Annotated in this window: 16 protein-coding genes and 1 pseudogene; 1 reads left to right on the forward strand and 16 read right to left on the reverse strand. The window is 39.5% G+C overall.

The annotated features are described in order from the left end of the window. Window positions 1-22 precede the first annotated feature (22 nt). The 14 genes and pseudogenes from QD47_RS09045 to QD47_RS09100 all read right to left on the reverse strand — a co-directional run bounded on the left by QD47_RS09045 (window position 23) and on the right by QD47_RS09100 (window position 11,439). Window positions 23-613: an NAD(P)H oxidoreductase gene (locus QD47_RS09045; RefSeq protein ID WP_044645819.1), complete on the reverse strand. Its 591-nt coding sequence runs from the start codon at window positions 611-613 to the stop codon at window positions 23-25. 218 nt (window positions 614-831) lie between these two features. Beyond that, window positions 832-1,953, reverse strand: coding sequence for an NADH-dependent flavin oxidoreductase (locus QD47_RS09050; RefSeq protein WP_044645820.1), 1,122 nt, complete (start codon window positions 1,951-1,953; stop codon window positions 832-834). A gap of 15 nt (window positions 1,954-1,968) precedes the next feature. Continuing rightward, window positions 1,969-2,613, reverse strand: coding sequence for an SDR family oxidoreductase (locus QD47_RS09055; RefSeq protein WP_044645821.1), 645 nt, complete (start codon window positions 2,611-2,613; stop codon window positions 1,969-1,971). 62 nt (window positions 2,614-2,675) lie between these two features. Continuing rightward, window positions 2,676-3,419, reverse strand: a complete 744-nt coding sequence (locus QD47_RS09060) for an SDR family oxidoreductase (RefSeq protein ID WP_044645822.1) — start codon at window positions 3,417-3,419, stop codon at window positions 2,676-2,678. A 367-nt stretch (window positions 3,420-3,786) separates the two neighbouring features. Then, a complete protein-coding gene (gene ybaK / locus QD47_RS09065; protein WP_044645823.1) occupies window positions 3,787-4,269 on the reverse strand; it encodes a Cys-tRNA(Pro) deacylase in 483 nt (160 codons plus the stop codon). A 299-nt stretch (window positions 4,270-4,568) separates the two neighbouring features. Next, window positions 4,569-4,994, reverse strand: a complete 426-nt coding sequence (locus tag QD47_RS09070) for a MarR family winged helix-turn-helix transcriptional regulator (protein WP_044645824.1) — start codon at window positions 4,992-4,994, stop codon at window positions 4,569-4,571. A 633-nt stretch (window positions 4,995-5,627) separates the two neighbouring features. Beyond that, complete coding sequence (locus tag QD47_RS09075) at window positions 5,628-5,927, reverse strand: serine hydrolase domain-containing protein (protein ID WP_268794237.1); 300 nt, start codon at window positions 5,925-5,927, stop codon at window positions 5,628-5,630. Window positions 5,928-6,254: 327 nt separating this feature from the next. Next, window positions 6,255-6,437, reverse strand: coding sequence for a hypothetical protein (locus QD47_RS09080; RefSeq protein ID WP_044645826.1), 183 nt, complete (start codon window positions 6,435-6,437; stop codon window positions 6,255-6,257). A 533-nt stretch (window positions 6,438-6,970) separates the two neighbouring features. Then, window positions 6,971-7,585 (reverse strand): TnsD family Tn7-like transposition protein, encoded by a 615-nt coding sequence (locus QD47_RS09085; protein ID WP_082067138.1) that lies wholly within the window; start codon window positions 7,583-7,585, stop codon window positions 6,971-6,973. Then, the gene (locus QD47_RS34080) at window positions 7,582-7,857 is read right to left on the reverse strand and encodes a TnsD family Tn7-like transposition protein (protein ID WP_082067139.1); all 276 of its coding nucleotides are present in this window, start codon (window positions 7,855-7,857) and stop codon (window positions 7,582-7,584) included. The genes QD47_RS09085 and QD47_RS34080 overlap by 4 nt, the downstream gene beginning before the upstream one ends. After that, window positions 7,848-8,741 (reverse strand): TnsD family Tn7-like transposition protein, encoded by an 894-nt coding sequence (locus QD47_RS09090; protein ID WP_268794235.1) that lies wholly within the window; start codon window positions 8,739-8,741, stop codon window positions 7,848-7,850. The genes QD47_RS34080 and QD47_RS09090 overlap by 10 nt, the downstream gene beginning before the upstream one ends. A gap of 17 nt (window positions 8,742-8,758) precedes the next feature. Continuing rightward, window positions 8,759-8,989, reverse strand: a pseudogene (locus tag QD47_RS30620) (LacI family DNA-binding transcriptional regulator); the annotation flags it as partial. A 12-nt stretch (window positions 8,990-9,001) separates the two neighbouring features. After that, window positions 9,002-10,471 carry a sucrose phosphorylase gene (gtfA, locus tag QD47_RS09095; RefSeq protein WP_044645829.1) on the reverse strand — a complete coding sequence of 490 codons (1,470 nt, stop codon included), beginning with the start codon at window positions 10,469-10,471 and terminating at the stop codon, window positions 9,002-9,004. 11 nt (window positions 10,472-10,482) lie between these two features. Continuing rightward, complete coding sequence (locus QD47_RS09100; RefSeq protein WP_044645830.1) at window positions 10,483-11,439, reverse strand: carbohydrate kinase family protein; 957 nt, start codon at window positions 11,437-11,439, stop codon at window positions 10,483-10,485. 149 nt (window positions 11,440-11,588) lie between these two features. Between QD47_RS09100 and QD47_RS32115 the strand changes: the two genes are divergently transcribed. Then, window positions 11,589-11,759 (forward strand): hypothetical protein, encoded by a 171-nt coding sequence (locus QD47_RS32115; RefSeq protein WP_161797164.1) that lies wholly within the window; start codon window positions 11,589-11,591, stop codon window positions 11,757-11,759. 76 nt (window positions 11,760-11,835) lie between these two features. Here QD47_RS32115 and melA read toward each other — a convergent pair whose 3' ends face one another. Both melA and QD47_RS09110 read right to left on the reverse strand, forming a co-directional pair. Then, entirely contained in the window at window positions 11,836-13,164 is a 1,329-nt protein-coding gene (gene melA / locus QD47_RS09105) for an alpha-glucosidase/alpha-galactosidase (protein ID WP_044645831.1), read from the reverse strand. A gap of 24 nt (window positions 13,165-13,188) precedes the next feature. After that, window positions 13,189-13,956 (reverse strand): carbohydrate ABC transporter permease, encoded by a 768-nt coding sequence (locus QD47_RS09110; RefSeq protein ID WP_235332222.1) that lies wholly within the window; start codon window positions 13,954-13,956, stop codon window positions 13,189-13,191. Window positions 13,957-14,027 lie beyond the last annotated feature (71 nt).

Consider the following 14,027-nt stretch of genomic DNA (forward strand, 5'->3'; position numbering starts at 1 on the left):
CACGTTTTAGATTCTTTAGACGTTATAATGTATAACCTATATTGTAGGCTTCATCAAGTAAGTTGTTGTAAAGTGAATCTAAATTCGTTTCTTGGTTATCTTCAAACTCCCCAAGTGTATTATACATAAAGTGTACCTGAGAATCCTTGACTCCCACATATTCAGCCATGCCAATGTTCATATACTTCTCCATCATGGTATCATAGTCCCTTTTTCTAAAATGGGATTGCGTATCACCGACCAGTGCAATCCATCTTATTTTGTTGATGGGCAGTTTTATTTCTCCATATGCAAAACCTAGGTTCCACACTCGATCAATATAGCCTTTCATTATAGCAGGAAAACTATACCACCAAACCGGAAATATAAACACCATCGCGTCCGATGACTTAATCCTTTCCATCTCACTTAGGACTTCATCAGAGTATAATTTGGATTCATTATTCCAGTCCGGTTCATCTTGGGGTAGTAATACTGGATTGAAGGCCTCTCGATATAAATCTGCTGTATCGTATTCATGTCCAGCTGCAGTGAGTCCCTCAGCAAACCGATGAGTTATACTCATCGTAAGCGAGTCGCTTCTAGGATGTGCGGTAACAATAAGTACTTTCATTATAAGCTTTCCTTTCAATTGAGAATATCACTAATCATTGATCTTATAATGTCGATTATCACCTGACCATAAGAAAGAATAAACCACAGGATCGAGAAATATAGTAGAATCACCATTCTTGAAGCTGTAGATTACACAATGACATCATTGATCAGCACATTGGCTGGCTTGTTCACAACAAAACCAATCGTTTCAGCGATACAGAAAAAGCCAAAGCTTTACTTACTAAACGGTATCCATCCCTGAGAAGTCTGAATAATATTCCATAATTTCTCAGGAATCTGAAGTTGACTCAATTTTGAAGTTTTCACTACTGATTCAATCTGATCTTCTTGTCCACTCTCAACCAATTCGACCCAATTCGGATTCATAATCAAACCTCGGCCAATAGCGATTAAAGATACACCTGACTCCAATGCTTTTGCAGCAAGAGACGGTTCAATAACGGAACCCGCGACAATAAGAGGCACCCTGCCATCCACATACTCTGCAATTAATTCAAGACGAGTTTTCTCACTTTGTGTCTCTACCGGGCTCGAGAGTACATGATCTAATGAAGCATGAATATAATCCACTTTCTGTTCCGCAAGTCGATCAATAAGGACATATGCCTCTTCCATTCTCAACCCACCCGGCTGGGAACGTTCCTCAGGTGAAAATCTGTACCCCAAAATAAACGGCTTCTCCGCATATTTTTTGATGACCTGCTCCACTTCCCGAACTACCTCAAGCGGAAAGCGAAGACGATTTTCAAGCGTTCCTCCCCATTGGTCAGTCCGCTGATTGAAATACGGAGACAGGAAATTTTGAATCAAAAATCCATGCGCCCCATGAATTTCAACTCCGTCAAAGCCTGCTTCGATGGCCCGTCTCGTTGTCTCACCAAACGCTTTAATCATACTCATAATTTCTTCATGCGAAAGCGCTCGCGGCGTTTTCCCAAACGGACTACCTTGTACAGCACTGGCACTCACAAGGTCACGATCAGGTATAAGTTCAGGAATCGCTTTATTTCCTGCATGAAATATTTGCAGTATCGCAGGTGCTTCCCCTCGTTTGGCAGCACTGGCTAATTTCCGCAAGCTGGGGATGAATTTGTCATCAAAACCCGCGAATTCATCCGTAAACCCGATTCCGTTTGCTGTAATATGCGTACAGCCCGTTATCACAAGTCCTACTCCATTAACACGATTATTATAGTAGGTCACCTCTTCATCCGATATCGTAAAATCAGCATTGCCTGACCATGTGGTCATCGGAGCCATAACTACCCTGTTTTTCAGAGTGACTCCGTTATTTAATGTGAATGGTGCCAATAACTCTTTATATTTCGGATTCATACCGTAACCTCTTTTTCAGACTTTTTTCAATGCATCGGCAATCAAATCGTCACCAGTAATCAGATCGAATGCACGTTTATAGGTATGCTTCTCATCCAAAGCAGCCAAAATGGCATGAGCTACATCTTCACGAGGGATACTGCCATAGGTGATATTCTCAGCAGCAGACACTTTTCCCGTTCCTGGTTCATTCAAAAGAATTCCTGGACGTATAATGGTGTAGGTCAACCTGCTACTTTCCAGCACTCTGTCTGCATAATGCTTCGCTGCATAATACGGAAGGATATTATCGTGCCAATTCTCCCGGTTATTCGCCTGAATTGCACTGACCATGATAAATCTGTCAATGCCTGCTTTTTCGGCCGCTTCAATTGTTTTTCCAGCACCATCCAGATCAATCAATAGCGTTTTATCGTCTCCCGTTTTCCCACCCGAGCCAGCCGTAAACACAATGGCATCACAGCCCTTGGCGGCTTCTGCAATGGAGTCGACCGTCCCTTCCAAGTCTGCAAGAACCGTTTCGACGCCCTGCTTTTCATATGCATCGGCTTGTTCTTTTTTTCGTACCATCGCCCGAACTGTGTGCTCTTTGTTTTCCTTCAAAAGTTGGATCAGGCGCTGTCCGATTTGTCCATTTGATCCCACTACCAAAACTTTCATACCCAGTCACTCCTCGTCACAAGATTTTGATTTCTGTCAACACAAATTACAGAACTTGAATCTTACCATTCTTGGGCTGTAGGAGCCACAATGACGTCATTGATCATAACATTTGCGGGCTTGTTTACGACAAAACCAATGGTTTCAGCCACATATTCCACATCAATGGCGACGTTATTCAAATCTTCCAATACCGTTTTGACATCCTGATCCGTTACTGTACTCTGCCAGTTCGTTGCGATAACCCCTGGGGATACCAGAACCGCTTGAATATTGTGTTTGACGGCGACTTCTTTACGAAGACTTTCTGTAATCGCCCGCATTGCATATTTAGTTGCACTGTAGACGCCATGACCTTCCCCTACCGCATGGCCTGCAATGGACCCAACATTGATAATCTGGCCTTGTCCCTGTTTTTTCATTTGAGGCAATACGGCTGCAATTCCATATAACGTCCCTTTGATGTTAAGGTCAATCATCTTTTCCCACTCTTCCACATGGGCATTATCCCACAGGGAGAATAGCATGTAACCAGCACAATTGATCAATGTGTCGACGCGACCCAAGTGGTCTATGGTGAAACTCACCAAAGATTGTACTTCATCATTGACAGTGACATCGGTTGCTTTATAGAACGCGTTACCACCCTCATTTTTGATCCGTTCAGTCAAGGATCTCAATTTACCTTCATTTCTTGCTGCGAGGACAACCGTTGCACCATTTTTCGCCAGATACAAAGCCGTCGCCTCACCTATTCCGCTTGAAGCACCTGTTATAATAATGACTTTGTCTTTAACATATTGCATTTCCAAAACTCCCTCTCTTGTTTTAGATAATTACCCAATAACTAATATCTAGCACGGGTACAAAATAAAAAGCATGCGCATGCATTTAATTTAATGGAAAAATCAGATGTTGTCAAGTCTGTGACAATAGAACACCATTATTTCTGCCTAACTGATTACATTTACTGCAGACACATCGTATAGATCAAACATTTAACATTATTAGTTTGTTTTAATAAAATATACGTGGATTAATTTATGAAACTGTATAAATCGGAGGTGCGAAAATTGGGTAGGTTTCATTTTAAACAACCGTTCAAGGATTTAGTAACATATCGGAGCGCATAGTAATGGGATCAAACTTAAGCATGGCATTTACATCTGATATTTACACTTCTCTCGTTATGTTCGCAGGTGTCACAGGAATGATCTTTTGTAAATCACTTAACGCCAGTTGCACCTGACATCCTACTCGCCCACCTGAAAAATAAATAGTCTCAGAATTTACAGCGATATGGTCAATAAAGGTCTTGAACTGCTTTTTCATTCCGATCGGTGAACAGCCCCCGTGAACATACCCCGTCAAGGGCAGTAGCTCCTTCTGAGGAATCATCTCTAGTGTTTTTTCCCCCGTCACCTTTGCGGCTTTTTTTAGATCAAGCTCCTTCTCAACAGGTACCATAAAAACATAATGTACTTTCGAACGACCAGATGTCACAAGTGTCTTGAACACCATAGCGAGATCCTGTCCGTAGGAGTTTGCCACATCAAAAATATTAAGCGTTTTATGATCAAAGTAGTAATAATTATAGTTGATTTCCTTCTGATCAAGGATTCGCATTACGTTGGTCTTATCTAACTTTTTCACCATATTCATCACCAAATATATAAAATTTTTATTTTATAGCTCTGATCGTTGGTTTTTTTATTTTGCAAGATATTCTAATAAATGAATGTGCATTCATATTAATTTGCGTGTTTCCATTTTCACCTGTGCAGTATTCAGAATAATTCGTTCTGACAATACGAAAAGTTCACAAAGAAATTTAATGAATCGTGCATGGAACTAAAAAAGACACCCCTCTAACCTTCTGTAGAGTGCCTTTCACATAACAACGTTAAGCTATATTAAGAATCTTAAGTTTGATATGGCAACGCAGGTAAGCAATCTTAAAGCAATTTTTGGATAACGTTATGAAATTCAGATTTCAATCCTTTTTTTTGAAGTTCTGATTGTAAAACCTGGTTGAAAGTTTGTAGAGCACGCTGGAATTTATTTTCGCCCAATTCCGTAATCCGAGTATAAATACCTCGGCGATCATCCTCGCATATATGTCTTTGCAGGGCGCCACAGTTCTTGGCTTCCATTCTTACTACGAGTCTCGAGGTCGCACTTTGACTTAAACCCACCATTTCCTGAAGTTTCTGTAATCGTAATTCTTTATCCTCCGACTTGGATATAAAATTCAATACATAAAACTCCTTTAATGATAAATCATATTGTTGTTGCAGAGCTTGTTCCAATTTGTCAGTAACATTGGAATATATATCAGACAAAGACAACCATATATCTAAAAGATCATTTTTATTTTGCAATTTTTGAACCACCCAATCTATACTAAAGTAGTATCACATAGTTTATATTATTGTATCAAGCTTAAACGGAACGGTCAAAACCAATTTCATACCTGATAATGATTCATAAAAGTTCTGTTATAAACAATTGTTCGAGACATAGCCAATTCAAGACATTGCCACGAGCAATAAATTTCGATTCATGTTTATGAAAGAAACTGATGGATAGCTTGGAAATTACTTTTCACTTACCGCCAACCAAAAATTGGATACTCCTCATTAAATCCAGCTAAAATCGTGAAATCTGGCCATTTTTCGATCCCTTTCAGATGCGTACCAATACGATTCTCGGCAGCTACCTGTTAGTCCTTCAGCAAATCGATTAGTTATACTCATTTCTACGATGAGCGACAACAAACAGTACTTTCATAATATCTTTCCTTTCAATTAAGAATCTCGAACCTTAAATCAATCTTATTTCGTTTTTAGTCAGTCTTTCTCATCAATAGCGACTGCATTCAATTCATCTAATACATAGTTTACATCTTGCTTTATCTTTCCATTCTGAAGAGCACACCTGAAGATAAAACGCGGAACAAACTAAAACAAAACTGCAGCAAAAAATCATGCGTATGCATATATTTTAATGGATATCTAGACTTTTGTCTGGGTGAGCAATTGTTCAATTGTAACGGGCGTATTATGCGAATTAGTGATTTTGTAGCCATCCAAATATGTTTCGACATTGTCTTGAAAGTAAATCTCCCCTTGTTTGACGAACTGTATTGCAGCTACTGCCGTAAATACTTTTGATACAGAAGCGATTCGGAAAACCGTATTGTTTGCATCTACAGGTAAATTCAATTCGTGGTCAACAACACCATAGCCTTTGGAAAAGAGCCTCTTTCCCTTCTGGACGACAGACATTGCGACGGCCCCCGCCTTCTGCTTGATCTCATCTTTAGCTTCGCTTTAAGCTTTGACTTCATGCTTCTCATAACCCAAGCGAGTACCCAGTTCTGCCTCCAGCATTTCGGCGCAGTATCCTTCTCTTGAAAACTGCCTAATCACTATGATGTTCCCTACGGATGGGACGCTGAAGGTCGCAGCTTATGTAGAGGTAGTATGGAAAGCGAATGGTCCATGGTCTGATTCATTCTGAGGGAGTACATGTGCTAACAAGATTGCATCAGAAAGATTCTTACCCTAGTAGATGTCCTTATATAAAGAACACCTAAATTTATCTACACAGCCTCTCAGCGGAGTTTAGAAATTGATCTTTCAATCCCAGCCTTCTGTTAGATTCAATTCTCTATTACAGATATCGCATTGAACATAAATAACTGTGCCAAGACTAGTTGGAATGAATATATAGGAAAACTTTGCTCCCACTACATCAATCGGTTTACATGAATCCCATTCCTTTATTTTCTTTTCCATTTCATCAGTAATCTCAAATAACATTTGATCTCTCCCCATAATTTTTATTAGTTTGGAAATGGTACATTTTAAATTTCAGCCTTATATACCGGATTCAGCATCTACAGATATATCCCTTAAAAAGTATCGATCCGCGCAACTACTTACGAGGGCTTCTCGATTTTCCTCATAAATCTTTAACAATTGGTTTAATACGAAAATCCGTTGAACATTGTTTTCAGCAAACATGGATAGTTGCTTCTTATAATAATCAGTTTTTCTTCTGGTAAGCTCCGGAGCACTGTTTGTTTTTTTCATAAATGCTGAGTAATTTTAAATGTAACTTATAAAAATCTTCATCATTCATTTGGTTGACAACCTCTCTGAAAACACAGTGTTTTAATAAAACATTGTCTCTATATTTGGATAAATAATACTGTTAACGTATAGTACTCATTTGGTAGAAGCTCTATATATCCAGGTACTATTTATCACTAACTTATATAAATATCTTTATAAAGCAAAACCCTTAATTTTTCTTAGTTTCGTTTATCACTTTAAGCAATAGCTCTAAGAACCTAAAGATACTCTTCTTCAATAACAGCTCGGATTTCCTGTTCAATTTGTTTCTCATACTTCATCCATACTTCTTTCCTTAATCCTGAGACCCTTTTTACTTGCCAAGATTTTGGAATTCCTACTCTTTTGTGTAGTAATCGAACATTGTTTTTTATGCGGCGTATCTGAAAATCACCGACTGATTCATTGAGCCTCTCAAGAATCATCTGAGTTTTTGGTAGTCGTTGCAATCGATTAGAAAGAAGAGGGAGTTTATATAATCTTCGCCCGATTTCATTTGTTGTAATTCTTATTGTTTGGGTTGTATTAGCCATAATTTCAAAGCAAACTTTCTCTACTTCCGATACTAATTCTAAATCTCGCTCGACCCAATTCACCCTTGAAACAAAAGTACCTGCCTTAGTTTTTCGGTCCAAATTGTATTGTAGTAACCATTCTCTGTCATTGCTGTATAGCCATCTGTAGACGTCTGGTCTTTTAAAGCGAAGATTCACTATTTTCTCATCGCTGTATGTACTAAGTAAATCTCTCCAATCCAAACGGTATTTCTCTTTTATTGCTTCCCCTGCACTTGCTTGTATTGTTAATTGGCAAGTCTCTATTTGATTTTTCACTGTTTTAGATCAAGAATTTTAGCTTTTTGTCTAAGAGGCAGATTGGTTAGTTTAAGCTCGTGCAGTTTATCCCTCCATACCTTTCCAAATGATTTAATCCTGCCTATTCGATAATTATCAGCATCTGACCTATCAGGACCTCTTCTAGAATAGACGAATCCACATTCACACGAAAATGTACCCACTGGTTTTCCAGTATCCGAGCATCTAGTTACCAAACACTCAGATATAACCGGTTGTTTATAGTGATTGGCCACCTTGTTTAAACACATCCAAGGCCCTGAGCCAAAAATGGATGGGATGTAGAATTATGATTTCCATAGATATCAATAATTTCTTTACCAAGGAAATGAAGGAGTAATATATGTCTAAGGGGATGACATGTGACACGAGGCGTTCTGCAGAGTTTATGTAGCCACGAATGGTTTTCTTCAGAGTCGATGTAACTATTCATGCTCTGGAGTAATCCCCTCCCATAATAAGCATTGAATTGCGTTTTTAGTTCATTAATTCTTACATCCCCTAGTGCTGTAACTAGATCTCTTTTCAGAAGTTCATTTTTATAAAAACTATGTAACTGTTCAAGGCCAATTGGCATTAAATCATGATTTAATAAATAGCTTGTTTGTTTCGATATAAATATTGGTACATCCAAATTTTGGATGCTCTCATTACGTAAAACCTCCGCATTAACAGCATCTTTCTCGAGAAGATAGAAAGCATGTTTGTTTTTTCTTTGAGCAATAGGTATGGAAGAATCCATAAGCTCACAGTAGTGAACATGACAAACTTGCACACCCTCAATCTGATGCGTTCTGTGCCAGTATGCTACTCCTAGACTTCCTTGCTCTTCTTCATAGCAATCGGGACAATAACGTAGATATTGAGGACTTTTAAGAGAGGACGCCGCCTTACCTAATTTCATGTAAACACTCGAACCATTTCCCACACGCAGAGTTTTTTTCAGTGTTTCAAATCTTTCTGAAGGAAGAAAAGGCGCGTAATACGGAAGTATTGTGTGTTTCGCTATTAAGATATCCGGATCGTAATATTTAGATTTATCTAAATTGTCCCATAGCTTTTCAAGGTTAGAGGTGAACATCGGAGCTGCGCATACAGAGGCATCGCTAAATAACTCATTCATTGTTCGCTTCACATTTATGTTACCGTAAACTCACCGAAAAAGGGATGAGGAACATTAGGAATGATCAAGCCGATGACATTGAATTGCTTACTCAATAAAGAGCAAACAAGTTCGTTGGGTTGATAGTTAGTTTCTTCGATAGTTTGATAAACTTTTTGCCGGGTTCCCTGGCTGATGTATCCCCGGTTGTTTAATACTCGAGAAGCGGTAGTGACTGACACTCCCGCTCTCTTCGCTACATCGTATATTGTCCTCTGCATCTCTTTCGTTAATCAGACGAAATATTCAATCAAGTTGCTATTCTCATCAATGTATTGGATAGTGGTTCGCTTAGTTATAAGGTCAATAAGAAGTTCGCAGTACTTTCCATTATGATCCCAACGCAATCTAACTTCTTCTGTTGATGATTCCTTTACTTTAAACTCTCCGTTAAATGCCTCATAATCGTTACGGAATTGAATGAGCTTCAGAAGCCGCTGTACGACTTCTTTTTGAAGCGATTGCTCGATTTCTTCAAGAGTGTAGTTGTGACGGTTAATTTCACGGCCATCACCGGTTGCCTCAACACGCTCATAGTCATTTTCTCCGGCAAGCAGCCCTACATAATACACCTGTGGAATTCCGGGTGCAAAAAATTGAATGGCTCTTGCAGCAAGGTAAGAATCATCATCGCAATTAAGTACGGAGTAGTAGGTACAGCGAATCTGATGCACATCGAACCCGTCCTCCCCTTTATGCTCATCCGATAGAATTAAGCTGAGATTGGAGCCTCTATCCAAACAGATGTTCACGAGTTCTTGTGCCTCTGTGCTATTAATTAGTCCGTCCAAATCAGGCTTAACCGGGATGCCGTCATGGCAGTCAAGCATCGTGAACTGCTTGGCGGGACGGGTCTTCAAGTAGTCGCAGAGAGCTACGCTAGACTGGTTTATAATGGCTTGCAGAATGCGGTAGGGTAAAATAAAGTCGTAAATCCAGTAACCATGTTCTGCTAATTTATACTGAATGGAGTGATGTGAGTGTACTTCTGGAAGCAGTTCAATCTCTAATGATTCAGCAAGATCCTTGATCCAACCAAGAAAATCATAAATTTCCGGTTCAACGAAAAAACAACTAGTTCCCAGTTTCTTAATAACGTATCCCACCGCATCCAAGCGAACAATTTTGACATTGTATTTTTTAAAATTTTCGAAGAATAAGGTGAGGATCTGTTTTGTCATTTCCGAACGGATATCTAAATCAATTTGTTCAGAAGGATCCGTCTTTCCGAACGTAGTCCATACTTTTTCATATGTGTCGCTCTCTTGAATTTGAAAAGTTGAGTATGGCTGTGGCTTGCGCAAGAACATCTTGTCTATATCTTTTTGTACGGGGATCCCATCATCCCAGAGTTTATCTAAGGTGAGGAATAGGTCTAAATATTTTGAGTTACGACCGTATCTTAGAAAGTCTTGAAAGTATTCCGATTTCTGTGAAATATGATTAACCATAAAGTCAACTAGGATATCGAAACGTTCTCCTATTTCACGGATATCATCCCACGTTCCAAATGAGGGGTCAATTTCAAGATAGGTAATCGGAGCAAAACCCCTGTCGCCTGAAGAAGGGAATGGAGGGAGGATATGTACACCACCCTTAAAAATTTCCGAAAAATGTGAATTGAGTACATTCTTTAACGTTTTTAAATCTCCGCCAAGCGAGTCAGGGTATGAAATCAATTGTACTTTATTTTTTAATGGCATGTTTGTTCCTCCTACATTCGGTATAAGGAGCTAATGACTTCAAGTTTGGGCAAGTCTATGACGGCACCGGTAAATTGTAATTTGTAAGCACTTGTAGCAAACCCCATACGAAGGGATTCACGAATCGTATGACCTTTTATAATCCCAGTATAGAACCCTGACCAAAAAGCATCTCCAGCTCCTGTAGTATCTATCACCTCTGTGGCTAATGAAGGGAATTTTTCGATTGAGCTGCCGTTGGACACAAGCGCTCCTTTCTTGCCCATGGTCAATATAACTAATTTAGCTCCGAGCTCAAGAAACTTCTCGATGTATCGTTCGGGTAAGTCACTGCCAAATAAGCGCTCAGCATCATCCTCAGATGGTTTTAGAATATCGCTTTTTGCAATAATGGATTGAACGTAGCCGATCCCATCCTCGCCTTTTTCCCAGAGCCTTTTATGATAATTAGGGTCAAAGCAAACGAGCACACCGTTTTCTTTTGCAATTTCGATTGCTCTCTCGATTGTCTGGCGGGCAGGATATTTGGAGATTGGCCAGCAGGAAAAATGCAATACTTTAGAATCTTTTAGGTACTGTTCAAGTTTTGAGGTGTAGACCAGTTGATAATCAGCCCCTCTATAGAAAATCGGTATTGGTGTCGATTTGCTTTTCGTCAGCATTACCATGCTTGTCGCCTCATGTACTGTTTGAATGCAATCGGTATTCATTCCGGCGTTTTGGAGCTGTTTCAAAAGAAAATTTCCTAATCCATCATCCCCGATCGCTGATGCTACCACCGAGCGAATTCCAAGTTTTTTTGCATTCATCACGATATTAGAGGGTGATCCCCCAAAATACTTTTGATAACTATTGCTCAAGGAGTCCTCATTATAATCGGTTGATATCAGATCGACAAGAATCTCTCCGATTGCTAACAGATCATTATTTTTGTTATGAAAGGTGATTTTTTCATCTAAATTAAACATGGCTCTCCTCCCCAAATTAAAAGTAAAAGTATAGCTCCCATTTTTTATATGTCAATCGATTGACATATAAAAATACTTGCCTCGTATGCAGTTTGGACTTTTAGAAAACTTCTATTATACTGGTGAATTTAGGATAATATGCAACGGAATTGTCAATAACTTTTTCTACAACCAGGCCATACTGGCCCATATCGTGGGAGAAGCAAGACGGCGATTCAGGCATTGGTTTTCAGGAAGAATGGTACAAGGATAACCTTCCCGATTCGATCAGCATGTCCGTCCCGTCTTCGTTCAATGATGTCGGCTGGGTATGGTCCTAAGCCTGTTATTTTCGGAACGAATCGTGCTTCGATTCGGTTCCGTGACACACATTATTCATTTTTTATTAATCACACATTAACAAGTGGAAGTAAAATAATTCCGATCTTCAAAGGTGGGCAGCCATTCTCCGTGTGCTTCGATTAAGTCATCACATAAGGAAATGATATCATCCAGAGATAATTCTGCAGCTGTATGCGGGTCCAGCATGGCTGCCTGGTATACATACTCTTTTTTCTTGGTGACGGCCGCCTCAATGGTTAGTAGTTGGGTATTAATGTTGGTTCGATTCAATGCAGCAAGCTGTTCAGGCAATTCCCCTATATAACAAGGAGTAATTCCGCTGCGATCAGCGATACACGGTACCTCTACAACAGCTTTACGGGGTAAATTACTAATGAGCCCGCCTGAATTCAAAACATTGCCCGCAAACTTAAAGGAGTTATTGGTTTCCATAGCTTCGATAATTCTGGAGCCATATTCTTTTGAACGTTCGTGAACAAGATTCGTGTTTGTTGTAAGAGTTTCTCTCATTTGTTCCCAATCGCGTATTTGATTTTCACAGCGACGCGGATATTCATCTAGTGGTATGTTGAATTTTTCAATCAGTTCAGGATAGCTGCGCTTTATAAAGTAAGGATGATATTCTGCATTATGTTCGGAGGATTCTGTAACATAATATCCGAATTTATCCATAAGCTCGAAACGAACCATATCATGATGTTTGGACATCTGCTTCTGCAAAGCCCGCCGTTTAATCTCAGGATATAAATCTTTACCATCCTTTTTCACTTCGAGCAGCCAAGCCATATGGTTAATTCCTGCGATTTTTTCTTCTAATCCATCAGGATCCATGTCTAATGCCTTAAAGAGTTCCTTTGTGCAAACTTGAACGCTGTGGCATAATCCAACGGTTTTGACATTCGTATACCTCAGCATCGCACCCGTTAAGGAGGCCATGGGATTCGTATAATTTAAAAACCAGGCGTCAGGGCATACATCTTCAATATCCCTTGAAATCTCAAATAATACAGGTATGGTTCTCAATCCTCTAAATATGCCGCCAATCCCGATGGTGTCAGCAATCGTCTGACGAAGGCCATATTTTTTGGGAATTTCGAAATCAATCACGGTGCTTGGTTTATACCCGCCCACTTGAATAGCATTAATCACGTATTTAGCTCCTTCTAACGCTTCTCGCCTATTCATATAGGCTTTAATTGTGATTGTCTGATTGTAACGATCTCTTAGGTTGGTTAGCATGGTTTCCGATTCTTTTAAGCGTTTTTCGTCGATGTCGTACAGAGCAAACTCAAATCCATCAAGGGCGGATACCATCATACAATCACCTAATACATTTTTCGTAAAAATGGTACTACCCGCTCCGATAAAAGTAATTTTTCGCATTTGTTAATCCTCCCAAAACATAATTTATTTAATGCCTGTAAGCGTGACTCCTTCAATAATTTGCTTTTGGGCTACAATATAAATAATCAATACTGGGATAACAGAGATCGTCGTTCCGGCCATCATTAATGACCAGTCTGCTATATACAGGCCTTTAAACGTATTGAGTAACAACGGTACTGTAAATTTCTCTGGTGTATTTAAGAAAATTAAGGCATCGAGGAAGTTATTCCAAGAACCTAAAAAGACGAAAATTCCAACAGCTGCTAGGGCCGGACGAATCAACGGCATAATGATCCTCCAGTAGATCTTAAAGCTGCCTGCCCCATCGATGATCGCTGCCTCTTCCAATTCTTTCGGAATACCCATCATAAATTGCCGTAATAAGAATACAGCAAATGCATTAAATAAGGCGCCTGGAACAATCAAGGATAAGTGAGAGTCAAGCCACCCAATTTTCGTCATAATGATATACAAGGGAATCATCGTTACTTGTTTTGGAATCATCATGGTCGACAAGAAAAGAATAAATATAAGTTTGGCACCAGGGAAACGGATTTTGGCAAATGCATAGGCTGCCATTGAGGCCGTAAGCAATGTAGCCGACACAGACACGGTCGTAATGTAGAAACTGTTCCAGTAAGCCCTTCCGAACGGCATCGCGGTCAAGGAATCTATATAATTTGACCATTTAATGGGGTGAGGGATCCATGCCGGAGGCACAAGAAAAATTTGTGACATATCTTTCAGTGAACTGCTTACAGTCCACAGAAAGGGAAAAATCATTATCATTGCTCCAAGAGTTAATACAGCGTGAAGAATAATTTGAGACAGCTTAATATTTTTCTTTTCCTTTTTCTGTA

Origin of the sequence: Paenibacillus terrae (assembly GCF_000943545.1) — a bacterium.
GTDB classification, from domain to species: domain Bacteria; phylum Bacillota; class Bacilli; order Paenibacillales; family Paenibacillaceae; genus Paenibacillus; species Paenibacillus terrae_A.

Bases quoted from the DNA above. Each gene is read 5' to 3' on its own strand.
- QD47_RS09110 (WP_235332222.1), bottom strand. From the start codon at position 13,956: ATGATAATGATTTTTCCCTTTCTGTGGACTGTAAGCAGTTCACTGAAA.
- gtfA (WP_044645829.1), bottom strand. From the start codon at position 10,471: ATGCCATTAAAAAATAAAGTACAATTGATTTCATACCCTGACTCGCTT.
- QD47_RS09100 (WP_044645830.1), bottom strand. From the start codon at position 11,439: ATGTTTAATTTAGATGAAAAAATCACCTTTCATAACAAAAATAATGAT.
- QD47_RS09045 (WP_044645819.1), bottom strand. From the start codon at position 613: ATGAAAGTACTTATTGTTACCGCACATCCTAGAAGCGACTCGCTTACG.
- ybaK (WP_044645823.1), bottom strand. From the start codon at position 4,269: ATGGTGAAAAAGTTAGATAAGACCAACGTAATGCGAATCCTTGATCAG.
- QD47_RS09050 (WP_044645820.1), bottom strand. From the start codon at position 1,953: ATGAATCCGAAATATAAAGAGTTATTGGCACCATTCACATTAAATAAC.
- QD47_RS09055 (WP_044645821.1), bottom strand. From the start codon at position 2,613: ATGAAAGTTTTGGTAGTGGGATCAAATGGACAAATCGGACAGCGCCTG.
- QD47_RS09080 (WP_044645826.1), bottom strand. From the start codon at position 6,437: ATGTTATTTGAGATTACTGATGAAATGGAAAAGAAAATAAAGGAATGG.
- QD47_RS09060 (WP_044645822.1), bottom strand. From the start codon at position 3,419: ATGCAATATGTTAAAGACAAAGTCATTATTATAACAGGTGCTTCAAGC.
- QD47_RS34080 (WP_082067139.1), bottom strand. From the start codon at position 7,857: ATGTGTTTAAACAAGGTGGCCAATCACTATAAACAACCGGTTATATCT.
- melA (WP_044645831.1), bottom strand. From the start codon at position 13,164: ATGCGAAAAATTACTTTTATCGGAGCGGGTAGTACCATTTTTACGAAA.